Source organism: Phyllobacterium sp. 22229 (assembly GCF_052056495.1).
Lineage (GTDB): Bacteria > Pseudomonadota > Alphaproteobacteria > Rhizobiales > Rhizobiaceae > Phyllobacterium > Phyllobacterium myrsinacearum.
The window spans coordinates 1-23,485 of the sequence record NZ_JBQEPA010000004.1; the positions used below are offsets into that span (position 1 = coordinate 1).

23 protein-coding genes are annotated in these 23,485 nt (G+C 58.6%); 4 read left to right on the forward strand and 19 right to left on the reverse strand.

Annotation, left to right across the window (positions count from 1 at the left end):
* Window positions 1-371: 371 nt before the first annotated feature.
* From mmsB to chvE, 3 genes are all read right to left on the reverse strand, one after another.
* A complete protein-coding gene (mmsB, locus tag ACTJJ7_RS05605; RefSeq protein ID WP_105735005.1) occupies window positions 372-1,571 on the reverse strand; it encodes a multiple monosaccharide ABC transporter permease in 1,200 nt (399 codons plus the stop codon).
* Window positions 1,568-3,097: a multiple monosaccharide ABC transporter ATP-binding protein gene (gene mmsA, locus ACTJJ7_RS05610; RefSeq protein ID WP_440965891.1), complete on the reverse strand. Its 1,530-nt coding sequence runs from the start codon at window positions 3,095-3,097 to the stop codon at window positions 1,568-1,570. Before mmsA ends, mmsB begins: the two co-directional genes overlap by 4 nt.
* 175 nt (window positions 3,098-3,272) lie before the next feature.
* Complete coding sequence (gene chvE / locus ACTJJ7_RS05615) at window positions 3,273-4,328, reverse strand: multiple monosaccharide ABC transporter substrate-binding protein (protein WP_105735003.1); 1,056 nt, start codon at window positions 4,326-4,328, stop codon at window positions 3,273-3,275.
* 327 nt (window positions 4,329-4,655) lie between these two features.
* On the opposite strand from chvE, the gene araD1 reads away from it, so the two are divergent.
* Both araD1 and ACTJJ7_RS05625 read left to right on the forward strand, forming a co-directional pair.
* Window positions 4,656-5,648 (forward strand): AraD1 family protein, encoded by a 993-nt coding sequence (gene araD1, locus ACTJJ7_RS05620; RefSeq protein WP_440965893.1) that lies wholly within the window; start codon window positions 4,656-4,658, stop codon window positions 5,646-5,648.
* 65 nt (window positions 5,649-5,713) lie between these two features.
* Entirely contained in the window at window positions 5,714-6,484 is a 771-nt protein-coding gene (locus ACTJJ7_RS05625) for an SDR family NAD(P)-dependent oxidoreductase (protein ID WP_130272354.1), read from the forward strand.
* A gap of 4 nt (window positions 6,485-6,488) precedes the next feature.
* On the opposite strand, the gene ACTJJ7_RS05630 is transcribed toward ACTJJ7_RS05625, so the two are convergent.
* Window positions 6,489-7,163 carry a FadR/GntR family transcriptional regulator gene (locus ACTJJ7_RS05630; RefSeq protein ID WP_105735046.1) on the reverse strand — a complete coding sequence of 225 codons (675 nt, stop codon included), beginning with the start codon at window positions 7,161-7,163 and terminating at the stop codon, window positions 6,489-6,491.
* A gap of 470 nt (window positions 7,164-7,633) precedes the next feature.
* On the opposite strand from ACTJJ7_RS05630, the gene ACTJJ7_RS05635 reads away from it, so the two are divergent.
* Together ACTJJ7_RS05635 and ACTJJ7_RS05640 are read left to right on the forward strand one after the other, a co-directional pair.
* Complete coding sequence (locus ACTJJ7_RS05635; RefSeq protein ID WP_440965895.1) at window positions 7,634-8,404, forward strand: TIM barrel protein; 771 nt, start codon at window positions 7,634-7,636, stop codon at window positions 8,402-8,404.
* Window positions 8,405-8,541: 137 nt separating this feature from the next.
* Window positions 8,542-9,540, forward strand: a complete 999-nt coding sequence (locus ACTJJ7_RS05640; RefSeq protein ID WP_440965897.1) for a LacI family DNA-binding transcriptional regulator — start codon at window positions 8,542-8,544, stop codon at window positions 9,538-9,540.
* 45 nt (window positions 9,541-9,585) lie between these two features.
* Here the strand turns inward: ACTJJ7_RS05640 and ACTJJ7_RS05645 are convergent, their stop codons facing one another.
* The 15 genes from ACTJJ7_RS05645 to ACTJJ7_RS05715 form a co-directional block, all read right to left on the reverse strand.
* Entirely contained in the window at window positions 9,586-10,383 is a 798-nt protein-coding gene (locus ACTJJ7_RS05645) for a transporter substrate-binding domain-containing protein (RefSeq protein ID WP_105734999.1), read from the reverse strand.
* The gene (locus ACTJJ7_RS05650; protein WP_130272358.1) at window positions 10,380-11,330 is read right to left on the reverse strand and encodes an isoaspartyl peptidase/L-asparaginase; all 951 of its coding nucleotides are present in this window, start codon (window positions 11,328-11,330) and stop codon (window positions 10,380-10,382) included. Before ACTJJ7_RS05650 ends, ACTJJ7_RS05645 begins: the two co-directional genes overlap by 4 nt.
* A 2-nt stretch (window positions 11,331-11,332) precedes the next feature.
* The gene (locus ACTJJ7_RS05655) at window positions 11,333-12,067 is read right to left on the reverse strand and encodes an amino acid ABC transporter ATP-binding protein (protein ID WP_440965900.1); all 735 of its coding nucleotides are present in this window, start codon (window positions 12,065-12,067) and stop codon (window positions 11,333-11,335) included.
* A gap of 1 nt (window position 12,068) precedes the next feature.
* The gene (locus tag ACTJJ7_RS05660; protein ID WP_105734996.1) at window positions 12,069-12,740 is read right to left on the reverse strand and encodes an amino acid ABC transporter permease; all 672 of its coding nucleotides are present in this window, start codon (window positions 12,738-12,740) and stop codon (window positions 12,069-12,071) included.
* Window positions 12,740-13,408 carry an amino acid ABC transporter permease gene (locus tag ACTJJ7_RS05665; RefSeq protein WP_130272359.1) on the reverse strand — a complete coding sequence of 223 codons (669 nt, stop codon included), beginning with the start codon at window positions 13,406-13,408 and terminating at the stop codon, window positions 12,740-12,742. Before ACTJJ7_RS05665 ends, ACTJJ7_RS05660 begins: the two co-directional genes overlap by 1 nt.
* Window positions 13,409-13,499: 91 nt before the next feature.
* A complete protein-coding gene (locus tag ACTJJ7_RS05670) occupies window positions 13,500-13,838 on the reverse strand; it encodes a cupin domain-containing protein (RefSeq protein ID WP_105734994.1) in 339 nt (112 codons plus the stop codon).
* Between the two features lie 108 nt (window positions 13,839-13,946).
* Window positions 13,947-14,870 (reverse strand): sugar phosphate isomerase/epimerase family protein, encoded by a 924-nt coding sequence (locus ACTJJ7_RS05675; protein WP_105734993.1) that lies wholly within the window; start codon window positions 14,868-14,870, stop codon window positions 13,947-13,949.
* Window positions 14,871-14,891: 21 nt separating this feature from the next.
* Window positions 14,892-16,013: a sn-glycerol-3-phosphate import ATP-binding protein UgpC gene (locus tag ACTJJ7_RS05680; protein ID WP_440965903.1), complete on the reverse strand. Its 1,122-nt coding sequence runs from the start codon at window positions 16,011-16,013 to the stop codon at window positions 14,892-14,894.
* Window positions 16,014-16,024: 11 nt separating this feature from the next.
* The gene (locus ACTJJ7_RS05685) at window positions 16,025-16,912 is read right to left on the reverse strand and encodes an ABC transporter permease subunit (RefSeq protein WP_105734991.1); all 888 of its coding nucleotides are present in this window, start codon (window positions 16,910-16,912) and stop codon (window positions 16,025-16,027) included.
* A gap of 10 nt (window positions 16,913-16,922) precedes the next feature.
* Window positions 16,923-17,819 (reverse strand): carbohydrate ABC transporter permease, encoded by an 897-nt coding sequence (locus ACTJJ7_RS05690; protein WP_440965905.1) that lies wholly within the window; start codon window positions 17,817-17,819, stop codon window positions 16,923-16,925.
* A gap of 80 nt (window positions 17,820-17,899) precedes the next feature.
* Window positions 17,900-19,243: an extracellular solute-binding protein gene (locus tag ACTJJ7_RS05695; protein ID WP_105734989.1), complete on the reverse strand. Its 1,344-nt coding sequence runs from the start codon at window positions 19,241-19,243 to the stop codon at window positions 17,900-17,902.
* 194 nt (window positions 19,244-19,437) lie between these two features.
* Window positions 19,438-20,595, reverse strand: a complete 1,158-nt coding sequence (locus ACTJJ7_RS05700; RefSeq protein WP_440965907.1) for a fumarylacetoacetate hydrolase family protein — start codon at window positions 20,593-20,595, stop codon at window positions 19,438-19,440.
* A gap of 33 nt (window positions 20,596-20,628) precedes the next feature.
* A complete protein-coding gene (locus tag ACTJJ7_RS05705) occupies window positions 20,629-21,705 on the reverse strand; it encodes an ABC transporter ATP-binding protein (protein ID WP_440965909.1) in 1,077 nt (358 codons plus the stop codon).
* A gap of 29 nt (window positions 21,706-21,734) precedes the next feature.
* A complete protein-coding gene (locus ACTJJ7_RS05710; RefSeq protein WP_105734987.1) occupies window positions 21,735-22,559 on the reverse strand; it encodes a carbohydrate ABC transporter permease in 825 nt (274 codons plus the stop codon).
* A gap of 11 nt (window positions 22,560-22,570) precedes the next feature.
* On the reverse strand, window positions 22,571-23,476 hold the full coding sequence (locus ACTJJ7_RS05715; RefSeq protein WP_440966273.1) for a carbohydrate ABC transporter permease: 906 nt from the start codon (window positions 23,474-23,476) through the stop codon (window positions 22,571-22,573).
* Window positions 23,477-23,485 lie beyond the last annotated feature (9 nt).

Consider the following 23,485-nt stretch of genomic DNA (forward strand, 5'->3'; position numbering starts at 1 on the left):
CAGCAACCGCCAGCGGCGCCCCGCCCTCGTTGTGTCGGTATATAGACCCCACCAACCAAAACTGTCAACACGCCTTTCCAAAAAAAACGCTCAAATCAAAACTTTCTCAAGCAAACCAAACAACCCCTGGGGATAACCCAACAACAACCAGACAAAGAACCCAATGAATACGGGCGTTTCGCGTTCCGCGAGGGGAAATGTGACAGTTATAATCCGTTAACCATAGGCTGTTTTCCACCTGCCCAGGCGCGCCGATCCCGGTTTTTCCGGCGATGACGATGCGCCGGCTGACCAAATGAGCCGACTCAGGGCGTGAAAACAAACAGCCCGGCTTGGGACCGGGCTGTTGCATTCGGAACAGGGCGGGCGTTTTACCCCTTGTTCTTGTTGTAAACGTCGAACACCACCGCCGCGAGCAGGACCAATCCCTTGATCACCTGCTGCCAGTCGATGTTGACGCCCATGATCGACATGCCATTGTTCATGACGCCCATGATGAAGGCGCCGATGACGGCCCCCATCACCTGCCCGACGCCGCCCATCGCCGAAGCGCCGCCAATGAAGACGGCGGCGATCACGTCAAGCTCGAAGCCGAGACCGGCCTTCGGCGTTGCCGTGTTGAGACGGGCGGCAAAGATCAACCCGGCAAGCGCTGCCAGAACGCCCATATTGACGAAGGTCAGAAAGGTCAGCCGTTCCGTCTTGATACCGGACAGTTTTGCCGCCTTTTCATTGCCACCCATGGCGTAGATGCGCCGCCCCACGGTCATGCGTTTGGTGACGAAAACGAACAGGGCGATCAGCAGCGACATGACGATGAGGACATTCGGCAATCCCTTATAGGAAGACAGCAGGTAGGTCAGGAACAGAATGATGCCGGCAATGATGAGGTTCTTGGCGGCAAACAGTGCGAACGGCTCGCCCTGATAGCCGTGCTTCTCGCGCTTGGCCCGGCCGCGCAGGCTGAAATAGATCATCAGCGCCACGAGAACGATGCCGACCAGCATCGAGGTGATGTTGAAACCGGCGCCGCCGAAGATGTCGGGAATGAAACCCGAGCTCAGCAACTGGAACTGCGGCGGGAACGGTCCGACGGACTGGCCGCCGAGAAGCCACAGGGCCAGGCCCTTGAAGACCAGCATGCCTGCCAGGGTCACGATGAAGGACGGAATCTTGTGATAGGCGACCCAATAGCCCTGCGCCGCGCCGATGAGCCCGCCCACGACCAGACACAGGATCGTCGCCGGGATATAATGGATATGCCATTGCACCATCATCACGGCGGCAAGCCCGCCGACAAATCCCGAGACCGACCCCACCGACAGATCGATATGGCCGGCGACAATCACCAGCAGCATGCCGAGGGCCATGATGATGATATAGCTGTTCTGCAGGACGAGGTTGGTCAGGTTGACCGGCCGGAACAGCGTGCCGTTCGTGGTGAACTGGAAGAACAGCATGATCAGGATCAGCGCCAGCACCAGGCCGTATTCGCGCAGATTGCCCTTCATGGGTGACCCGTCCGTCTTGGTTTCGGTCTTCGCCGGGTTGGCTGCGGTTTCAACGGTCATGATATTTTCCCTTCGGCACGGATAATGGCGCGCATGATCTTTTCCTGGCTTGCTTCCTTGGCTGGCATTTCGCCGACGATCCTGCCCTGGTTCATCACATAGATCCGGTCGCAGACGCCGAGCAGCTCCGGCATTTCCGACGAGATCATCAGCACGCTCTTGCCCTCGCTCACCAGCTGGTTGATGATGGAATAGATCTCATATTTTGCCCCGACGTCGATCCCGCGGGTCGGCTCGTCCAGCATCAGCAGATCCGGATCGGCGAAAAGCCATTTCGACAGGACGACCTTCTGCTGGTTGCCACCGGAAAGATTGCCGGTTTTCTGATAGATGCTGGATGAGCGGATATTGGTCTTGCGGCGGTATTCATTGGCCACCTTCAATTCCGCCATATCGTCCAGCACGCCGCCATGCGACACACCGTTGAGATTGACGATGGTGGTGTTGTGCTTGATGTGGTCGATCAGGTTGAGCCCGTAGGTCTTGCGATCTTCCGTGACATAGGCAATGCCGTTATCGACCGCCTTGCCGATGGTCGAAACATCCACTTTCCTGCCCTTGATGAAAACCTCGCCGCTGATCTTGCGGCCATAGGCCTTGCCGAAGACACTCATGGCAAATTCGGTGCGCCCTGCCCCCATCAGCCCGGCAATCCCCACCACCTCGCCCTTGCGAACGTTGAGACTGATGCCGTTGATGACGGTCCGGTCGCTGTGAACGTGATGATGAACCACCCAGTCCTTCACTTCAAAGACGATCTCGCCGATATCGGGCTCGCGCTGGGGAAAGCGATCCGCAAGCTGGCGGCCGACCATGGAGGTCACGATCCGGTCCTCGGAAATTGCATCCTTGTCCAGCGTTTCAATCGTCGCCCCGTCGCGCAGCACGGTGATGCGGTCGGCGACCTTGCCGACCTCGTTCAGCTTGTGGGAAATCAGGATCGACGAAATGCCCTGCGCCTTGAACTCCAGCAGCAGTTCAAGCAGTGCATCGCTGTCCTTTTCATTGAGACTGGCCGTCGGCTCATCGAGAATGAGCAGTTCGACTTCTTTCGACAGGGCCTTGGCGATTTCCACCAGCTGCTGCTTGCCGACGCCGAGATTGGTGATCAGCGTCTGCGGATCTTCGCGCAGGCCCACCTTCTTGAGCAGCGCCCGCGTGCGGATTTCCGCAGCATGCCAGTCGATAATGCCGAATTTTGCCGGTTCGTTGCCCAGAAAAATGTTTTCGGCGATGGACAGAAGCGGGACAAGGGCCAGCTCCTGATGAATGATGATGATGCCTTTCGCCTCGCTGTCGCCGATATCGCGAAAGTGCTGTTCCTGCCCGTTATAGTGAATTTCACCCTCATAGCTGCCATGCGGATAGACACCGCTGAGCACTTTCATGAGGGTTGATTTTCCCGCACCGTTCTCGCCGACAAGCGCGTGAATTTCGCCCTTGCGGACATTCAGATTGACGTTGTTGAGCGCTTTCACCCCGGGAAAGGTTTTGGTGATGTTGCGCATTTCGAGGATAGTATCCATGCAGATCCTCATCGACGCCTGCGAGCCGCATAAATAGGCCCAGATGGCGTTTCTCTTTGCAAGCTTACAGAAAACCGGCGGCTGCACACCAGCGGAATATTCTGCGCATGTGCCACTGCCCGCGTAACAACAAACCCTGCGCAATGATGCGCAGGGTTTGCCGGATATCCAAGTCCTATTTGATCTGGGCTTCGGTGTAATATCCGCCGCCAATCAGGATGTCCTTCCAATTGGTCTTGTCCACTTCCACCGGCTTCAGGAGATAGGATGGCACGACCTTCACACCATTGTTGTAGGTCTTGGTGTCGTTGATCTCCGGCTGCTCACCCTTCAGCACCTTGTCGATGAGGTTCGATGTCACCTTGGCCAGCTCACGCGTATCCTTGTAGATCGTCGAATACTGCTCGCCGGCAATGATCGACTTCACCGAGGGAACTTCCGCGTCCTGCCCGGAAACGAACGGGAACGGCTGGTCCTTGGTGCCGTAGCCGACGCCGCGCAGCGATGACAGGATGCCGATCGACAGACCATCATAGGGCGACAGGACAGCATTGACCTTCTTGTCCGTGTAATAGGCGGAAAGAAGATTATCCATGCGGGCCTGGGCGACGGCACCATCCCAGCGCAGCGTACCCACCTTGTCCATGCCGGTCTGGCCGGACTGGACAACGAGCTTGCCGCTGTCGATCAGCGGCTGAAGCACGGACATGGCGCCATTATAGAAGAAGAACGCGTTGTTATCATCGGGCGAGCCGCCGAACAGTTCGATATTGAACGGGCCTTTTGCCTCGGGAAGGCCGAGCGCCTTCACGAGAGATCCAGCCTGGAGAACGCCAACCTGAAAGTTGTCAAATGTCGTGTAGTAGTCGACATTGCCGGAATCGCGGATCAGGCGATCATAGGAAATGACCTTGATGTTCGCGTCATGCGCCTGCTGCAGCACATTGGACAGCGTTGTGCCGTCAATGGCCGCGATGACCAGAACCTTCACACCCTTGGTGACCATGTTCTCGATCTGGGCCAGCTGGTTTGGAATGTCATCTTCCGCATATTGCAGGTCGGTGCTGTAGCCGCGCTCTTTCAGCGCCTTCACCATATTGTCTCCGTCAGCGATCCAGCGTGCGGAGGATTTCGTCGGCATCGAAATGCCAACGGCGCCCTTGTCCTGAGCAAAACCCTGCGTACCCATCGCAAAAAGCGCGATCAGGCCTGCAGCAACCATCTTAAACATTTTCACTGGTATCCTCCCAATTTCCCTAATGGACGCTATTTTAGTCGAGCATGTTTTCCGGGCGGAATCGTTTTCATGTCAGCCGCCAGCTCCTCCCAGAGCACGATCCTTACAACACTTATCTCAAAAGTATGACTTTTGGAATAGGCCTTACGAAGCACAACAAAAAGTCTTTTCCGGCGGCGCGGCAGCACGGTCCGAAAACAGGACCCGCAACCGTTTACATCAATATAATACTATTATAGTATTTTTAAAAATCGCGCGTTTCAAGTCAAGAATGAAGTGGAGCCGCGCCTGCTTCACACGATAAATCCCGGGAGGACAGACGTGAATTTGGTTCAATTGCTCAATGCCAAGGGAAAGAGGCAGGTTGCCGCACGGGTGGACAATACATTCCGGCACGTGAAGCGGACCCGGTCGATTCTCGAACTCGCGCACGCGGCCATTGAAGCCAAGACCTCCCTTTCCAGGATCGTCGAAGAGCGCGGGCTGGGAAAAGGGCTCGACATCGAGGCCGCCTATGCCGAAGGGCGGCTGCTGTCGCCCATCGATACGCACGATCCCGCCCACATCCATCTGACGGGAACGGGGCTGACCCATCTTGGGTCCGCCGCGACGCGCGACGCCATGCACCGCAAGATCGGCGACGCCAAGGAAGAAGCCCTGACCGATTCGATGAAGATGTTCCGCATGGGTCTCGAAGGCGGCAAGCCGAAGAAGGGGCAGACCGGCGTGCAGCCGGAATGGTTCTACAAGGGCAATGGCACGATGCTGACCGGGCCGGGGCAGCCGCTTCTGTCCCCGGCCTTTGCCGAAGACGCCGGCGAAGAACCGGAGATTGCCGGCATCTATGTGATCGGTTCCGACGGTACGCCGTTCCGGATCGGCTTTGCGCTGGCCAACGAATTCTCCGACCATGTCACCGAGCGGGTGAACTACCTCTTTCTGGCCCACTCCAAACTGCGCCCCTGTTCCCTGGGGCCGGAGTTGATCGTCGGGGATCTGCCAGCCGATATTCGCGGCAGTTCGCGGATCCTGCGCAAGGGCAAGGCGATCTGGGAAAAGCCGTTCCTGTCGGGTGAAGACAACATGTCCCACACGATTGCCAATCTGGAACATCACCATTTCAAATATCCGGTTTTCCGCCAGCCCGGCGATGTCCATGTCCACATGTTCGGAACCGCGACACTGTCCTTCGCCGATGGCATCAAGACGCAGAATGGCGACGTCTTTGAAATCGAAGCGCCTGCCTTCGGCCTGCCCTTGCGCAATCCGCTGAAAATGGAAAAACCGGTGAAGGTGAAAGTGGCTGCACTTTAAGCGGCAAAACTGCCAGACAGGTTCGCACGCCCTGCCCGCAACCATAATCGGTATAGATGATGACAATGACACCGACCGTTTTCGCACGCTATCCCGGCCTGTCCGGCAAGCCGGTTCTCATTTCCGGCGGCGCCACGGGCATTGGAGAGATGATCGTCCGCGCCTTTGCAGCGGAAGGCGCCAGGGTGGGATTTGTTGATCTTGCCGAAGCGGAGGGCAGGAAACTTGCTGACGAACTGAATGCCTCAGGCGGCAGCGTGACGTTTCGCCCCGCCGATGTGACGGATATCGGTGCCTATCAAAGGACGATCCGCGAAATCGAGGACATCCAAGGCGCGACAACGATTCTCGTGAACAATGCCGCCAATGACACACGCCATGACTGGCGTGAGGTGACACCGGAGTATTTCGATCAGCGCATCGCCGTGAACCTGCGCCACATGTTTTTCGCCATCCAGGCCGTCGCACCGGCAATGATTGCCGCCGGCGGCGGTTCCATTATCAACTTCGGCTCCGTCGGTTGGATGATGGCGTCGGGAGGATATCCCGGCTACGCCTCTGCCAAGTCGGCCGTCCACGGCCTCACCCGCTCCTTTGCCCGCGATCTAGGCAAGCACGCTATCCGCGTCAACACGCTCGTGCCCGGATGGGTGATGACCCAGCGCCAGCTCGATCTGTGGGTCGACGATGCGGCCAATGAATTGATCGACCGCAGCCAATGCCTGGCTGGACGGGTCATGCCGGATGATATCGCCCGCATGGCGCTGTTCCTCGCATCGGATGATTCCAGAATGTGTTCCGCCCAGAACTTCATCGTCGACGGCGGATGGGTATAGGGCTCTAGTCCGTGCCCGAAGCTGCGAGGACGCGCTCGGCACCATCCTGAATGACCCCGCGCATGGCCTCCTTGGCTGCCGCCACGTCCCGGTCCCTGATGGCATCGGCGATGGCCCTGTGCCGTGCAACCGAATGCATGTGACGCTCGGTGTTGGGTATGGGCGAGCTGATGGTGAAGGTTGTCACCAGCGCCACCTCGATCAGGGCACTGATCGAGCGCATGAACGGATTGCCGGAGGCTTCCGCGATGGCAATGTGGAACTGCAGGTCGCTGTGGACGAAGTGTGCGGGCGATTCCCGCGTGCTGCCCATCTCCTCAACCCATTCGTAGAGCTTGGCAAGCTGCGCTTCGGTGCGCCGCAGGGCCGCCAGGCCTGCGGCCTCCGGCTCCAGCGCCAGACGCATTTCCACGATGCTCGATAGGAAGGCGGCGCTGGCGCCGGCCTCGAAATGCCACACGAGAATATCCGGATCGAACAGGTTCCAGTTGGAGCGCTCCAGCACGCGGGTGCCGATCTTGGCCTTGGGCTGGATAAGTCCCTTCGCCGCCAGGGTCTTCAACGCCTCGCGCAAAACGGTGCGCGACACGCCAAAGCGCTCAAGCAGTTCCGCATCCCCCGGCAGAATGCTGTTCTCGGGATAGGACCCGTTGACGATCCGCAGGCCAAGATCGCGCATCACGTGGCCGTGATGCGTCCGCGAATGACCCGCCGTGCGAAAATCATAATTGCTGAGTTCGTTCTCTACCAATTGTATCCCTGCGACTGGCGGTTTGCTTCTTGGTGCGGCAGCAAATATTGATCAATTCCATTGCTCCGCGGTGCAACCTGCTTCGCCAGTTCCTCCCTGACTATTATTTATAATATTATATGATCAATAACAATTCTCAATCTGAACACCGGGCAAATCCGCGTGGCATTCCAGCAGTAAGCCTTAAATTCCGGGCGTCCGCATTGTCAACGGCTGCCGCGCTCTGCACAGCTGCTGCTCGAATGAGTGATCAAGACTGTTCTGTCCCCACACGCTTGGCGAGCTTGAAGACAGTCTTTCCGCACCCGACATCAATCTGACCCCGGATCAGGTGAAATGGCTGGAAGGCTTAGCCCGAATATGGCAAGCAGGAGGACAAAACCAGCAAGGGGGAAGCGATGAAGTATTCAGCATGTATCGAGTGGCTGTTCGCTCCCGAATCGCCCGATTTCGCCAACCGCATCCGCTTGGCAAGGGATGCCGGGCTTGACGCGGTGGAGTTCTGGAAATGGACGGAGAAGGACATACCGGCTGTCGAAAAGGCCTTGGCGGAAACAGGGCTCGCTTTATCCAGTCTCGTCGCGGAGCCAATGATTCCGCTGACCGATCCTGCATCCCACGACGCCTTTCTGGTCGGCCTGCGGGCCAGTGCCGAAATGGCAAACCGTCTGGGTGCCAAGGTACTCATCGCGCAGGCCGGCGATGATCTTCCCGGCCGCACCCGGGCGGAACAGCACCAGTCCTTGGTCGATTGCCTGACACAGGCGGCCGATGTGCTGGCTGGAACCGGCATTGTGCTGGGGCTTGAACCACTCAATACGCTCATCGACCACAAAGGCTATTTTCTTCATTCAACGGTTGAAGGTCTTGATATTGTCGATGAAGTAAACCGTCCGGAAATCCGCATTGTCTACGATATCTACCATTCTCTCGTCATGGGAGAAGCGACGGCAGAGGTGCTCAAAAGCCGGATTGACCGCGTTGCTCATGTCCACATTGCCGACCATCCCGGCCGCAACGAGCCCGGCAGCGGCACACTGGAATTGTCAAAATCCCTGCATTGGCTGTTTGATAACGGCTACACTGGATTTGTCGGGCTGGAATACCGGCCAACCGCCGGCACACAATCGAGTCTGGAGATGACGTTCCAGACGCTTGGCCGGCGTTAGACGTGTGTTTTGCTATTGAAGTGCTGAGGGAGAAGCAGGTAAGCATGGATTGATCCTCGCTTCCTGCCGGCTGCTTATCAATGCGTCGTTTTTGGCACCACCAAAGAGCGGATCAGACATGAAGGATGCCGAAATCCATGACCGATCCGCGCAAGCGCCACACCCTGCCGACCATTGCGGATGTCGCCGAACTGGCGGGCGTCTCCCGCGCCATCGCGTCCCGGGCGCTGTCAAGTGAACCGCGACCCGTTTCAGCGGACAAACGGGAGCGGGTATTGGCAGCGGCTGCCAAGCTTGGCTTCAAACCCAACCTGCTGGCGCGGAGCCTGACGACAAAGACCGTCAATCTCGTTGCCGTCATCGTCAACCACATCCATGATCTGTCGGATCTCGACCTGTTCGATCTCCTGATCAGCCAGATCCAGTCCATCGGCAAACAGGTGATTTTTGTCCGCGTCGGCTCGGCCGAACGGATTGACGAGTTCCTGCGCAACGGCATTGCCTATCACGTCGATGCGGCCCTCGTGTTCTCCGATTTCGCCGATGCGGAAACGGTGCGCAAAATGTTCCGCAACGACAGCGTCCTGATGCTCAACGGCATGCGGGATGCCAGTTCCCCCGCCATTATTCCCGATGAACAGGTGGGGATCGCCGCGGCTGTCACGGATGCCCGAAACAAGGGCGTGCGCAGTGCGCTGCTGGTGACAGGCCGGTCCGCCTCGCCGGTCGAACAGACGCGTATCGCCGTCTACAAATCGGAACTGCAGCGCCAGGAGATCAGGCTGGTCGCGGAGCTGCGCGGCGACTATTCCTACCAGAGCGGCCGCCATGTGGCATCGTCACCTGATTGGCAAACAGCCGACGCGGTGTTCTGCACCTCCGACGCGATGGCCATGGGCGTTCTCGATGTGCACCGCAAGGCGTTTCCGGACAACCGGCCGCGGACATTCCGGCTCTATGGCTTCGACGACGTGACCCTGGCGGAATACGAGGCCTATCCGATTTCGTCCATCGGCTATGACAAAGCAGCCTATATCGATGAAATCCTCAAGTTTCTGCGGGAGCCAGCCCTGTTCAACGCGGGCGAAAAACTCATCCAGGTGCCAACCTACTTCGTCGCGCGGTCAAGCTCCTGAGCGAAAAGCAAAGGCCGGGAACAATGCCCGGCCCTTGCCTTGATATTACCAGAGCGGCGTCAGCGCCGGCGGGTTGGCTTTTTCGCCCCACCACTTCTTGTAATTCGCATCATAGGCGCCGGACTGGATGTAGTCGGAAACGAACATGTCAAGCCAGCGGACGAATTCCGGATCACCCTTGGCAACGGCAATACCGATCGGATCGTTGGAATAGAGACCGGGCAAGGTTACCAGATTGTCGTTCTTGGTGGCGAGATAGTCGAGCAGCGACGAGTCCTCGATCGCCGCGGCAACACGCTTCTGCTGCAGGAGCAGCACGCCATCGGGCGAGAAATTGTCGGTGTAGACCAGTTCCGCCGTCGGCACGCTCTTCTTCAGGAAGCTTTCGCCTGTTGTGCCGCGGCCAACGACAACCTTCTTGCCCGCCAGGTCTTCCAGCTTGGCAATACCGGCATCCTTCTGCACGATGACGCGCAGGCCGGCACGGTTGTAGGGGATCGAGAAATTGACGGTCTTGGCGCGTTCCAGCGTCGCCGAGGTATTGGCCACCACAATATCAAGCTGGCCGGAGACCAGCATGGACACGCGGGCATCGCCGGAAACGTCGGTGAACTCGACGGGAACGCCGAGCTTGGCCGCCAGCATGGTTGCCACATCGACGTCATAGCCGACCGGGTTGTTCTTGTCGTCGCGGAAACCGATGGGCTCGCCGCCCAGCGACACGCCGATGCGGACCTTTCCCTGCGCGCGGATGTCGTCGATCTTCCCGGCATGCGCCACGCCGGTAAAAGCCAGTGCGCCGGTCAGCGCGAGCGCGGCCAGTTTTCCAATGAACCGTTTCATGAATGTCCCCTTTGTGTTGTTTGTTGCGGATCATATTTTCGGGCAAGCCGGCGTTCGGGTTCCTCCATCCCGGCTTCCCAGAACCAGTATTTGATTTCATCGTCGCAGCGGAAACTTGCCACCTCGTGATTGCCCTTGGCGTCGATGGCATGAATGACCACGCCAGCCAAGAATCCGGTGGTCAGCTGTGCGAGGTCTTCCATCGCCAAATCGACCGCTTCCCGTAGTGAATGTCCGAAGCGCATGGCAAGCACGATACTGCGGGCCGTGCCGCAGCGGATGGTCATTTCACCCGTATGGGTGCAGGCGGCGGCGCCATAACGGCTGTCCGCGTAGAACCCGGCACCGGCAATGGGTGAATCGCCGAGGCGCCCCGGATATTTCCAGGCCCAGCCGGAGGTGGATGTGACCGCGTGAATGCCATTGGCGGAATCCTTCGACAGAAACACCGTGGTATCGCGGACCCGTTCGGGGTCGGTAATGGTGCGGCTCAAGGGCGCGAGCGGAATATCGGGAAAGGCTGCCAGCTCCTCCGGCGTCAATTCCTTCTGCAACCGCTCCCACCAGACGCGCTTGCTGTCTTCATATAACGTTTCATCGAGTGGAAACCCGATTTCCGTGGCAAAACGGCGGGCGCCATCGCCGGTCAGCATGACATGCGGTAATCGTTTCATCACTTCATGCGCGAGCGCCGCAACGGGCAGCGTATCGGGGACGGCACCGACAGCGCCGACATCGCGCGTCGTGCCATCCATCACACCCGCATCGAACTCCATGCGCCCGAGCATGTTGGGCCAGCCGCCATAACCGACACTGCGGACCTTCACTTCGCGCTCGACTTCGCTGATACCGGCAACCATGGCGTCGAGGCCATGCGCCTCCTGCTTGAGGAGCTCGACGCTCCTGGCAAAACCCGGCCAAGCCTCGTTGTTCGCAATCAGGATCATTGTCAGTCTTTACGCATTTTGGAGAGAAACTGGGCGATGCGTGGCTTGGCCATGCCGCCATCGGCTGCAAAGAATTCAGCTGTCGGCAGGTCGACGACGAGCTGTCCCTTGTCGAGAAAGACGATCCGCGACGAGATGGTGCGGGCAAACTCGATTTCATGCGTGACGAAAACCATCGTCGTTCCGTCATGGGCGAGCTTGGCGAGAATGGCCAGTACATCCGAGGTCATCTCGGGATCGAGGGCACTCGTGATTTCATCGAGCAGGAGATAGCGCGGCTTCATGGCGAGCGCCCGGCAGATGCCGACACGCTGGCGCTGCCCGCCGGACAGCTGCGCCGGAAAAGCGTCGGCACGGGCACTCAGCCCGACGGAGTCCAGAAGTGCGCGCGCATCGGCTTCCGCCTGCTTGCGCGGTATTTTCAGGACTTCCACCGGCGCCAGCGCAATGTTCTGCACGGCCGTCATATGCGGGTAGAGATTGAAAAGCTGGAAGACCGTTGCCGACCGCTTGCGCGCTTCCGACAGCTCCTTCGGGCGCGACACGTCGAAATCATCAATGGTGATACGCCCGCCATCGAGCTTTTCCAGGCCGTTCATGCAGCGGATCAGGGTCGATTTGCCCGAGCCGCTGGAGCCGAGAATGGACACGACTTCACCGCTATGCACATCAAGGTCTATTCCGTCGAGTACGGTCGCAGAACCAAACGCCTTGCGTACTCCTCTTACGCTGATCATTTCACAGACCCTTCCATGCGGTGTGCGCCCTCAACCGCTTCTCCAGCCTGGCTCCGCCAAAGGCGACGAGCTTGGCCATGACATAGTAAAGCCCGCCGACGACAGCCCAGACGATGAATGGTTTCAGCGTGCGCAGATTGAGAATATTGCCGATCTTCGTCAGGTCCACCACGCCGATCACCGATATCAGCGATGTCACCTGCAGCTGGTTCACGAGAAGACCGGTCAGTGGACCGATGGCAAAGGCCATGGCCTGCGGTGCGATGATGCGGCGAAGAATTTGCCAGCGTGACAGACCGAAAACCCGGGCGGCCTCGATCTGGTCGCGACCGATGGATTCGATCGCCGACACGGCAATGACATAGACGAATGCCGCCGTATTGCCCGACAGCGTGATCACCGCCGCCTCGACCGGCGTTACGTTGATCTTGGCAAAAGCGGGCAAGCCGAAGAACACGAGAAACAGCTGGACCAGAACCGGGGAGTTTTTCAGCACTTCCGCGACGACAGCCACGATCTGCGCCAGTACTGGAATGCGATAGAACCGGATGACCGCCCACAGAGAGCCGATGAAAAGGCCGATGATTGTCGTTGCCAGGAAAAGCGCGAGGGAAACACCCAGCCCCTGCGCGAGCAGCACGATGTCATAGGAGGTGAACGCCGTATAACGCATCAGGCGGCCTCTGTCTGATCACGGTTGAGATAGCGATGCAACGCGCCGATGGCGAGCGAGACCAGATAGGTCAGGCAGGCATAGGCGACAAGCAGAACCGCATAGATTTCAAAGGGCCGGAATGTATCCGATGCCACGATCTTGGCCGAACCGGTCAATTCGTTCAGCGTGATCGTCGAGAGGATCGACGATGTCAGGATGAGATTGATGAAAACCGAACCCAGGGGCCGCACCGAGGTCCGCAAGGCAATCGGCATGACGATCTTGCGGAAGATCGTCGGTTTGGAAAGCCCACTGACTTCGGCGGCTTCCAGAATGCCGGGATCGATCGACAGGATTCCGGACCGGATCACATCCGAGGTAAAAGCGCCGCCCGCGATCGAGAGCGCAATAACACCCGTGGTGAACGCATCGATGTAAATGCCGATCTCCGGCAGGCCGTAGAAGAAAAAGAAGAGCTGGACGATGAACGGAATGTTGCGGAACAGATCGACATAGACATAGGCAATGCGGGAGAGAAGCGGCGACGCCGATGTGACCAGCGCCGCAACGACCGTGCCAATGCACAGGCTGCCGGCAAGCGCCAGCACGCAAGCCTCGGCTGTCAGGACCGCACCTTTCACGAGGAAAGGAATGTGCGGCGCCAATATGGTCAGATCAAAGGTCAAACGTCCGTCCGGCGCAAAGTGAAACCGGTTTCAGTTTTGCCTATCGCAAGGATGCTGTCAAGCGGTGGCTGCATAAAATTGAGTGTGTGGCTTAGGCCAGGAACTCCGCGCGATAGGGCGAGAAACTGTCGATCAGGCGGCCCTTTTCCAGCGCCTTGACGCCGTGGACGAGATTGGACGGGACGATGAAGCTGCCGCCCTGTTCCAGCACCTGGCTGACGCCGTCAATCGTGACTTCAAAACGTCCTTCAGCGATATAGCTTGCCTGGATATGCGGATGCGAATGCAGCGAGCCGACAGCATCCTTTTCAAACTGTACCTCCACCAGCATCATTTCCGGCAGATAGGCCATGATGCGGCGGCTGACGCCGGGCTCGGTCCTGGTCCATTCAGCGGCATCATTTGCAACAAACAGAATATGGTCAGCCATGTTCACAATTCCCAGTAGCAAGAGACCGGCAACAGCCGATCCCGATGACTGCCATTGTGACCAGAAGCAAGGGGCGCGGTCAACCAGCCGGCCGCGCCGCTCTTTCACCTAAGCGGCCAGACGGCGGCTGTTGGCGATCTCTGCCAGTTTGAGCGCACGCGCGAGGCAATCGGCCTGTTCATTGGCAAACCGGTTCTCGACGATTTCCATGATCAGCATGGTGTCGGGCAGGAACGTCAGCTCCTCAAAAATTTCTTCCCAGGGAATGTCGCCCCAGCCGATCGGCAGGTGCAGGTCACCAATGCCAAGCGCCGTTGCCTCAGCCGGATGATAGAATTTGGTCATGCTGTTGTAGGGACGGCCGAAGCTGTCATGCACATGCAGATGCCCCGTGACCGGTGCCATCGCCTTGATCTGTTCGCGCCAGTCAAGACCAAGCCGCGTGCTTTCGATGTAGGCATGGCTGAAATCGATGAGGCCGCACACATTGGCGCTGCCGATAGCCTGCACGGTTTCGCCAACCTGCGCCGGTGTCTGGCGATACTCCGCATCGGTGACCGCGAAAATGTTTTCCAAGGCAATCCGCACGCCGTAACCCTTGGCAATTTCCGCCATTTCGGCAAGCGCATCGCGCTCCATCTTGTCGAGATCGGCGATGCGCGACTGGGCCGGCATTTTGGCACTGCCGCTGTGATGCACGAGGATGCCCGCTTCAACGCGATTGCACAGCTCCAGCATCGCGCGAACAACGGCCTTTTGGTACTCCAGGTGCTCGCGGTCCATGAAATTGGAGACGATCTGGCCATGCACGCTGTAGCGCAGGTCGAACTGGCGGGTGATCGCGGTCAGGCGTTCGGCGCGTCCCGGAATAATCCGGCCGCCCGAGATGATTTCCTCGCCGTACAACGACAATTCGGCGGCATTGGCTCCGAGACCGGCAATGGTACGAAGGGCGTCTTCCAGCGTGTCAAAATTGCCCTTGCCCGTGTAGGTGCAAAAGCCAACGGCGGAAATGGTTGAATCCGAGCTCATATTTGATCCTTTCAAGTCGGGTTATGCAGCCACTGTTTTCGAGGCTGGTTGACGCGCCGTTGCCGGAGCATCGTCAAGGCGCAAACCGGTTTCCTGCGAAAACAGATGAATATGTTCAGAGGGCAACTGCAGACCTGCAACCGCGCCTTGCTCGAAGAACTGATCTTCTTCAACTGATACGGCAAAGCTCAGCCCGTCAATCTCCACGTGAACGATGCGGCCGGAGCCGAGTTCTTCGATGAAATCGACATTGGCCGGAACACTGTTCACGGTACCGGCGGGAACGAGACGGCAATGTTCGGGACGGATTCCGACGGAAACCGCGGTCCCCGCGTTCTGGCTGCCAAGCACCGGGTCGATTGCCTGCACGATACCGTCCAGCAGCACATGATCGCCGCCTGCAGCAATAGTCGCGTCGAAGAAATTCATCGCGGGCGAGCCGATGAAAGTTCCGACAAACCGCGTGCGCGGACGGTGGTAGATTTCAAGCGGCGTGCCAACCTGTTCCACATGGCCCTTGTTCATGACAATCAGCTTGTCAGCCAGGGTCATCGCCTCCACCTGATCGTGGGTGACAAAGACCGAGGTTGCCGACAGGCGCTTGTGCAGGCGGCGGATTTCCACGCGCATCTGCACGCGCAGCTTGGCGTCGAGATTGGACAGCGGCTCGTCGAACAGAAACACCTTCGGTTCGCGGATGATCGCGCGACCCATGGCGACACGCTGCCGCTGGCCGCCGGAAAGCTGTGCCGGTTTGCGGTCGAGCAATTCTTCCAGCCCGACGATCTTGGCCGTTTCTGCAATGCGCCGGTCGCGCTCGGCGCGCGGAACACCGGCAACCTTCAGGGCATAGCCGATATTGGCGGCAACATTCATATGCGGATAGAGCGCGTAGTTCTGGAACACCATCGAGCAGCCGCGATCACGCGGCTCAAGATTATTGACCACCTTGCCATCGATCGAGATCTCTCCGGAGGTGATTTCTTCAAGGCCCGCGATCATGCGCAGCAATGTCGACTTCCCGCAGCCAGAGGGTCCGAGAATGACGACAAACTCGCCGGATTTGAAATTCAGGTCGACGCCGTGCAGGATCTGTGTGCTGCCATAGGTCTTGCGCACGTCCTTGATGCCAATTTCAGCCATTGCTACTTCCTTTATTTCTCGGTCGAAACCAGGCCACGGACAAACCAGCGTTGCAGGACAGCAACGACGACCAGGGGTGGCAACATGATGATGAGGGCGCCGGCCATGGAGACGTTCCATTCAGGCAGGGCGTTGACGGACGGCACCAGCGCGCGCATGGCGACCATGGCCGTCTGGTAGCTGGCATCGGTGGTCATCAGCTTGGGCCAGAGATACTGGTTCCATGCATAGACGAACATGATTGTTGCCAGCGCCAGCATATTGGTGCGCGACAGCGGCAGCAGGATATCGATGAAGAAACGCAGTGGCCGCGCGCCGTCCATCTTGGCCGCCTCTGCCAGTTCGTCGGGGAGCGTCATGTAGAACTGCCGGTAAAGGAACGTGCCTGTCGCCGTCGCAATCAGCGGCAGGACCAGACCCGAATAGGAGTTGAGCAGATTCCACTGCAACGACAATTCGATGCCGGTGACGGTCTGGATGATCCAGCGAACCGGTTCGAACACATCCGAAGCGATGTTGTAGGTCGGGATGACGCGCACTTCGAGCGGCAGCATCAGCGTCATGAAAACCATCCAGAAGAAGACGTGGCGCAGCGGGCTCTTGAAATAGACGATGGCGAAAGCGCTCAGCGCCGCCAGGGCGATCTTGCCCGCCATGACCAACAGCGAGGTGATGAGGCTGTTGAGCAGTGCCGGGCCAAGATTGGCGCGATCCCAGGCAGCGTGAACATTCTTCAGGAAATCGCCGCCGGGCGTCATGTTGAAGGGCACGGCCGTGACCTCCTGCAGCGACTGGGTGGAGGCCGTGAAAATCATCCAGAACGGCCCAAGGATGAGGATCAGCCCCAAGATCATGATGAGATAGGTAATGGCGTTGAGTATGGGTGTACGTTCGATCATCGCCGGAATCCTACTTGTAATGCACGCGCCGCTCGACGAAGCGGAACTGGATGAACGTGAACACCATGATGAGTCCGATCAGGACGAGGCTCTGGGCCGCTGCGCCGGAGTAATTCAGGCCGCGGAAGGCTTCGCTGACGATGCGGTAGACCATGACGTCGGTTGCCTTGTTGGGTCCGCCTTCGGTGGTCAGGTCGACGATACCGTAGGTATCGGGGCCAACGAAACTCTCGGTCAGATTGAGAACCAGGAGAAAGAACAGGGTTGGCGCCAGCAGCGGAATCTGGATATCGAGCGCGCGGCGCACCGGGCCAGAGCCATCCATGGACGATGCTTCAAGCAGGCTGCGCGGGATGGATTGCAGGCCGGCCGTCATGAAGATGAAGTTGTAGCCGATCCATTTCCACGCAAAGCAGATGATGACGAGGATCATGGCGTGGCTGCCATACTTGGCGGGATTCCACAGATCGGGCGACCAGGTGTTCACCACCGCGATCAGGCCGCTTTCCGGTGCAAAGATGAAGCGGAATGCCAGGCCCACCGCCGGGGCGGCAATGGCATAGGGCCAGATGTAAAAGAACCGGAACAGGCTCGATCCCTTCAGCTGGCGATCAACACAGATCGCCAGGATAAAGGCGATGAACATCGACAGTCCGGTCGCCGTAAAGGCAAAGAACAGGCTCAGGGACACGGAGCGCCAATATTCGCTGTCAGCGAAAACCTCGCGAAAATTGTCAAAACCAACGAAGAGACGTTCGCCCGCACCGCCAAAGGCGGGTTCCAGAGTGAAAGCCCAGTTGAAAACCGAAATGGCCGGCCAATAGAAAAAGAACAAAATGAGCAGGAGTTGCGGCAATGCAAAGAGGACGGGCAACCACCAGCTTTTGAAAACAGCGCGCTTGTTCATGAGAATATTCAATTCTGCCTATGGGATGAAAAGGAAATGGCCCGGTGCGGTTCCGCTCCGGGCCATTTGAAAGCCTGCACTTAGTTCAGGACTTTTCCGGCATAGGTCTTTTCAAAGCGGCGCAGGATGACATTGCCGCGCTCGACAGCCTGGTCGAGACCGGCCTGCACAGTCAGCTTGCCAAAGAAGATGCCTTCCATCGCGTCGGAGATTTCCTTGCGAATCTGCGGGAAGCCGCCGAGGCGGATGCCGCGGGTATTGGCGGAGGTCGGGGTGAAGGTCAGGCTGGCGATGGCCTTTTCACGGCCCTTGAAGGCTGGCTGGTCGTAAAAGCCCTTGGCTTTCATGGCTTCAAAGCCCGTCTTGGTGACCGGGATGTAACCGGTGACTGTCGACCACCATTCAACCATATCCGGCTGGGCGATGAAGTTGAGGAATGCAGCCGCACCCTTGTATTCAGCTTCCGGGCGATTGTTCAGCACCCAGAGAGATGCACCGCCGACCATCGAATTCTGGCGGGCTGTTCCCTTCCAGACCGGAAGCATGGTCACGTCCCACTTCGTGCCCTGCTTGATGGTCTTGCCGACGGTGCCATGATCGGCGATCGACGTCTGGATCATCTGGCAGGTTTCGGAGGTAAAGGCCGGAACCACATCCATGCCCAGCTGCTTCGTCTTGACCACGAACAGGCCTTCATCGGTCATCTTCTTGAAGAATGTCAGATGGTCGACCAGCTTGGTCTTGTTGAGGGTGAGTTCGGCGTCAAGCCCGTCATAGCCGTTGTTCTTGGTGGCGATGGGCTGGTTGTGAATGGCGGAGAACTGTTCGACGGTTGCCCAGCTGTCAAAGCTGAAACCGAACGGGCAGGCATAACCGGCCGCTTTCAGCTTGCGGGCTGCAGCCTCGACGTCTTCCCATGTTTCCGGCGCGCCCTGGATGCCGGCTTTGGTGAAGGCATCGACATTGTAGTAGAACATGGCGGTCGACGAATTGAACGGGAACGAGTTCAATTCACCCTTTGCCGTGGCGTAATAATTGGCGATGCCGGGGAAATAGTTGCTCCAGTCGATCTTGTAGCCATTGTCTTCCATCAGCTTCTTGGCCGGGACAAAAGCACCCGAGAGCATCAGATCGAGCGTGCCGCCGTCGAAGACCTGGACGATGGCCGGATGCTTCTTGGCGCGATAGGCGGCAATGGCGTTCTGGACGGTTTCAGGATAGCCGTTCTGGCTGGTGCAGACGATTTCGAAATTGGCCTGGGAGTCGTTGAACTTCTTGCAGGCATCCTGCACACGCTCGCCAAGATCGCCGCTCAGGCCGTACCAGAACTCGAACTTGACCTTCTCGGCCATGGCTGGCGTCGCGCCAAACCCGGCGGCCAGCAGCCCTGCGGCCAGACCTATTTTCACACCAAAACCCTGCATTAAAGCCCCCTGAATACGGCAATTGAGAGAATGAACCCGGGGCAGCTCCGGAAAAATCCGGCTGCCCTGCTCGCGTTCAACTCTGGACGGGCTGTGTGAAAGTTTGATCGAACTTAGACGAAACTATTGTGACAATTGTTCAGCCTGGCCGCCAGGCGGCAGCCACGCTACGGGCAGAATCTAGCGTGGGTTGCTTAAAGCAAACCACGCGCGGCAAGGTTGCGCATGAGCGCCGCCACGCCGAATGTCCATTCGGGGCACTCTGTCGACAGCCGCACGGTATTGGTAAGCGCGCCAAGCTGCGGATTTGATATGGTCACCACATCGCCGATCTTGTGGGTAAATCCCTGCCCCGGCGTATCGCGGTCCTCGACCGGCGCAAACAATGTTCCCATGAACAGCATGAAGCCATCCGGGTACTGGTGATGCCGGCCGGTGGTCTGGGCGACCAGATCCAGCGGATCACGGCTGATTTCCTTCATGGTGCTGCTGCCCTTGAGGACATAACCATCCCGGCCTTCGACCATCAGTTCAAGATCGGCATTGCGCACGTCATCGATGGAATAGGTCGCATCGAACAGCCGGATGAACGGCCCGATCGATGACGAGGCATTGTTGTCCTTTGCCTTGCCGAGCAAAAGGGCGGAGCGGCCTTCAACATCGCGCAGGTTCACGTCGTTGCCGAGCGTCGCGCCCTGCACCCTGCCCTTGCTGTTGACGGCGAGGACGATTTCCGGCTCCGGATTGTTCCAGCTTGAGATCGGGTGCAAGCCGACCGATGCACCCCAGCCGACGGAGGAGAGAACCTGCGCCTTGGAAAACACTTCCGCGTCGGGCCCGATGCCGACTTCCAGATATTGCGACCAGACGCCTTCTTCAATCAGGGCAGCCTTCACCTTGGCAGCCTCAGGCGAACCGGCTTTCAGGTCGCGCAAGCTGTTGCCGATGATCGGCATGATGCGTTCGCGGATCTTGAGCGCCAGCGCCGGATTGCCCGCAGCCTTTTCCTCGATGACACGCTCGATCATCGAACGGGCAAAGGTAACGCCGCAGGCCTTGACCGCCTGGAGATCACAGGGCGCGAGCAGCCGAAGCTGTGATGCCTTGTCTTCGCTCTCGACGGACAATGCGAAAACCTCGTCCAGACTTCCAAGTCTCACACCCTTGTGCGCCTTCGCATAGGCAGCCGGGTCCTGCAGTTCCAGAAGATCGCGCGTGGTGGCAACGTCCTTGGACGTGATGTCGAAGAGATCACCATCCCGCACCACGACGATGGCGGGGCCCTGTATGTCGGGGCGCCAGACACGGCCAACAAATGTTCCAGTGTTGTATGTCTCGGCTGATATCGTCACGTGCAGTGCTCCTGAAATCTCGCTTGGTGGGGGTCAGTGGGCCGCTGTCCTGCTATCCAGCCGCATGCCCGTTGCGCCATCAAACAGGTGGCTGTTCGCCGGATCAATCCCGATATGAATCCGGTCGCCCGATTTGATCGACAGTCGCTCGCGGAACAGGCACATAATTTCCTGATCGCCCAGTTTGCCGACCACCATGATTTCCGAGCCCGTCGGCTCGACAACGCTGACGTCGACCGGAATGCCGCCGGCAGCAATCTTTATATGCTCCGGCCGCACGCCATAGATCACGTCCGCCGGTCCCGCGGCCTGGATGGTCTGCGGCACGGGCAATGTGATGCCCTCCGGCGTCGCGAACTGCCCTGCTCCGGCCAGACGCCCCTTGACGAAGTTCATCGACGGCGAGCCGATGAACCCGGCGACGAAAAGGTTCGCAGGGTAATCGTAGAGATCGAGCGGCGTGCCGATCTGTTCGACCAAACCGTCTTTCATCACGACGATCTTGTCGGCCATGGTCATGGCTTCGATCTGGTCATGCGTCACATAGACAATGGTAGTGCCAAGCCGCTGATGCAGCCCCTTGATCTCGCTGCGCATCTGCACGCGCAGTTTCGCATCGAGGTTGGAAAGCGGCTCGTCGAACAGGAAGACCTGCGGATCGCGGACAATGGCCCGGCCCATGGCGACGCGCTGGCGCTGGCCGCCGGACAATTGCCGGGGAAAGCGGTCGAGCAGCTTTTCCAGGCCAAGGATTTCCGCCGCCCGGCCAACCCGGCTTTCCTTTTCCTGCTTCGGGGCATTCTTGAGCATGAGGGCGAAGCCCATATTGTCGGCCACCGTCATATGCGGATAGAGCGCGTAGTTCTGGAACACCATGGCGATGTCGCGCTCCTTGGCGGGCAGGTCATTGACCACGCGGCTGCCAATGGCAATCTCTCCCGTGGTGATTTCCTCGAGCCCGGCGATCATGCGCAGCAATGTCGATTTTCCGCAGCCCGACGGGCCGACGAGAATGACGAACTCGCCATCGTCAATATCGACAGAGACACCGTGCATTACATTGACGTTGCCGTATTTCTTGGTGACATCCTTGATCGAGACCGAAGCCATCGCGCCCTCCCTGTTCTTGAAAACCTGTTCTAGCCGCCCTTGACGGCACCGGCGGTGAGACCCGCAATGATCTGGCGCTGGGCAAAGACGGTCAGCAGCAGCACCGGCAGTGTAACGACCAGTGCCGCCGCGGCCAGCGGGCCCCAGCTGACCTGCTCGAATGACAGCATGTTGTAGACCGCGACCGGCAAGGTCCGGGTTTCGCGGCTGGCCAGCACGATGCCGAAGACAAAATTGTTCCAGGAAAAGATCACCGCCAGGATCAGCGAAACGACAATACCGGGTTTGGCTATGGGCAGCGCCACCTTGACAAAGACCTGCCAGGAGGTGGCGCCATCGATCATGGCCGCTTCCTCCAATTCCATCGGCGTCGTCTCGAAATAGCCGATCATGATCCAGATCACGATGGGCACGGTTACAACCAGATGGATGATGATCTGCGGCCACAGCGTTCCCAGCAATCCCATGGTCTGGAACAGCAGGAACAGGGGAATAAGGTAGGAGAGGCCCGGCGTCATGCGTGCGATCATGACAACGATGGCCGCCTTGTCGGCGCGCAGGCGGGCAATGCCATAGCCGGCGGGCACCCCGACAAGCAGGGCCAGCAATGTCGATATGCCCGTCACGATAAGGCTGTTCCAGAAGTAATGCAGGAAATCGTTCGTTGCAAAAATCTGGGTGTAGTTCGACCAGGCAAACCGCTCGGGGATGAAGATCGGCGGATAGGCGCCATTGTCGATCTCGTATTTCAGCGACAGCGACAGCATCCAGAGGAAGAAGAAAATGGCGGGTGAAACGATCACGAACACAACAAAGGCGGTGCCCAGTGATTTCAGCGGATTGCGGCGGGCCATCGGCGTCTCCCTCAGCTGTTCCATTTGGTCCGCTGGCGCAGATAAAGCAGCGCCATGGACATGGTGATGATGACGACGAAGAAGACCACAGCAATCGCCGAGCCATAGCCGATGTCATAGTAGGAAAAGGCGACATTGTAGAGATAGATGTTGATCGTCTCGGATGCCGTGCCGGGACCGCCCTGCGTCATGGCAAAGATGATGTCAAAGCTCTTCAGGGCATCGATGGAGCGGATTATGACGGCAACCATCATGAAGGGCAGGATCATGGGCAGCGTGATGTAGCGGAATTTCTGCCAGCCATTGGCGCCATCGATTTCCGCACTCTCGAAGGGATCGCGCGGCATGGAAGCAAGGCCGCCGAGCACGATGAGCATGACGAGCGGTGTCCACTGCCAGGTCTCGACCAGCACCAGCGACGGGATCACCGTATTCTGGTTGAATATCCATTCCTGCGGCCCGATGCCAACCAGTGACAGCAGGTAATTGAGAACCCCGAGCTGCGGGTGGTACATCATGGTCCAGACCAGAGCGATGGCGACAGGCGTGGCCATCATCGGCATGACGAAGATGCCACGCAGCAGGCCGCGCATCGGCAATTTGCTGTCGAAGATCAAAGCCGCAATAGTGCCAAAAAACAACGGGGCGATGACGGAGAGAAACGTATAGAGCACGGTGTGCCCCATCGACTGCCAGAAGCGTGTATCTCCTGCCAGCCGGGTAAAATTCGCAAGCCCGACAAAGCTCTGTTCGCCGCCAAGATGCCACTCATTCACGCTCATCCACAGGGTGAACGCCCACGGAAACAGAATGACCGCCCCGACAATGACCAGCGCCGGAATGACAAACGGCCAGTAGCTCGGCTTGAGCCGGCGTTTGCCCGTTCTGGCTTTGGTGGTCTGTGTTTCGGTTGTCATGGTCGGGGC

What these genes read in the sequence shown, in the direction of transcription:
- mmsB (WP_105735005.1), bottom strand. Translation starts at nt 1,571, where the DNA reads ATGACCGTTGAAACCGCAGCCAACCCGGCGAAGACCGAAACCAAGACG.
- mmsA (WP_440965891.1), bottom strand. Translation starts at nt 3,097, where the DNA reads ATGGATACTATCCTCGAAATGCGCAACATCACCAAAACCTTTCCCGGG.
- chvE (WP_105735003.1), bottom strand. Translation starts at nt 4,328, where the DNA reads ATGTTTAAGATGGTTGCTGCAGGCCTGATCGCGCTTTTTGCGATGGGT.
- ACTJJ7_RS05625 (WP_130272354.1), top strand. Translation starts at nt 5,714, where the DNA reads ATGACACCGACCGTTTTCGCACGCTATCCCGGCCTGTCCGGCAAGCCG.
- ACTJJ7_RS05630 (WP_105735046.1), bottom strand. Translation starts at nt 7,163, where the DNA reads ATGCGCGATCTTGGCCTGCGGATCGTCAACGGGTCCTATCCCGAGAAC.
- ACTJJ7_RS05635 (WP_440965895.1), top strand. Translation starts at nt 7,634, where the DNA reads ATGAAGTATTCAGCATGTATCGAGTGGCTGTTCGCTCCCGAATCGCCC.
- ACTJJ7_RS05640 (WP_440965897.1), top strand. Translation starts at nt 8,542, where the DNA reads ATGACCGATCCGCGCAAGCGCCACACCCTGCCGACCATTGCGGATGTC.
- ACTJJ7_RS05645 (WP_105734999.1), bottom strand. Translation starts at nt 10,383, where the DNA reads ATGAAACGGTTCATTGGAAAACTGGCCGCGCTCGCGCTGACCGGCGCA.
- ACTJJ7_RS05650 (WP_130272358.1), bottom strand. Translation starts at nt 11,330, where the DNA reads ATGATCCTGATTGCGAACAACGAGGCTTGGCCGGGTTTTGCCAGGAGC.
- ACTJJ7_RS05655 (WP_440965900.1), bottom strand. Translation starts at nt 12,067, where the DNA reads ATGATCAGCGTAAGAGGAGTACGCAAGGCGTTTGGTTCTGCGACCGTA.
- ACTJJ7_RS05660 (WP_105734996.1), bottom strand. Translation starts at nt 12,740, where the DNA reads ATGCGTTATACGGCGTTCACCTCCTATGACATCGTGCTGCTCGCGCAG.
- ACTJJ7_RS05670 (WP_105734994.1), bottom strand. Translation starts at nt 13,838, where the DNA reads ATGGCTGACCATATTCTGTTTGTTGCAAATGATGCCGCTGAATGGACC.
- ACTJJ7_RS05675 (WP_105734993.1), bottom strand. Translation starts at nt 14,870, where the DNA reads ATGAGCTCGGATTCAACCATTTCCGCCGTTGGCTTTTGCACCTACACG.
- ACTJJ7_RS05680 (WP_440965903.1), bottom strand. Translation starts at nt 16,013, where the DNA reads ATGGCTGAAATTGGCATCAAGGACGTGCGCAAGACCTATGGCAGCACA.
- ACTJJ7_RS05685 (WP_105734991.1), bottom strand. Translation starts at nt 16,912, where the DNA reads ATGATCGAACGTACACCCATACTCAACGCCATTACCTATCTCATCATG.
- ACTJJ7_RS05690 (WP_440965905.1), bottom strand. Translation starts at nt 17,819, where the DNA reads ATGAACAAGCGCGCTGTTTTCAAAAGCTGGTGGTTGCCCGTCCTCTTT.
- ACTJJ7_RS05695 (WP_105734989.1), bottom strand. Translation starts at nt 19,243, where the DNA reads ATGCAGGGTTTTGGTGTGAAAATAGGTCTGGCCGCAGGGCTGCTGGCC.
- ACTJJ7_RS05705 (WP_440965909.1), bottom strand. Translation starts at nt 21,705, where the DNA reads ATGGCTTCGGTCTCGATCAAGGATGTCACCAAGAAATACGGCAACGTC.
- ACTJJ7_RS05710 (WP_105734987.1), bottom strand. Translation starts at nt 22,559, where the DNA reads ATGGCCCGCCGCAATCCGCTGAAATCACTGGGCACCGCCTTTGTTGTG.
- ACTJJ7_RS05715 (WP_440966273.1), bottom strand. Translation starts at nt 23,476, where the DNA reads ATGACAACCGAAACACAGACCACCAAAGCCAGAACGGGCAAACGCCGG.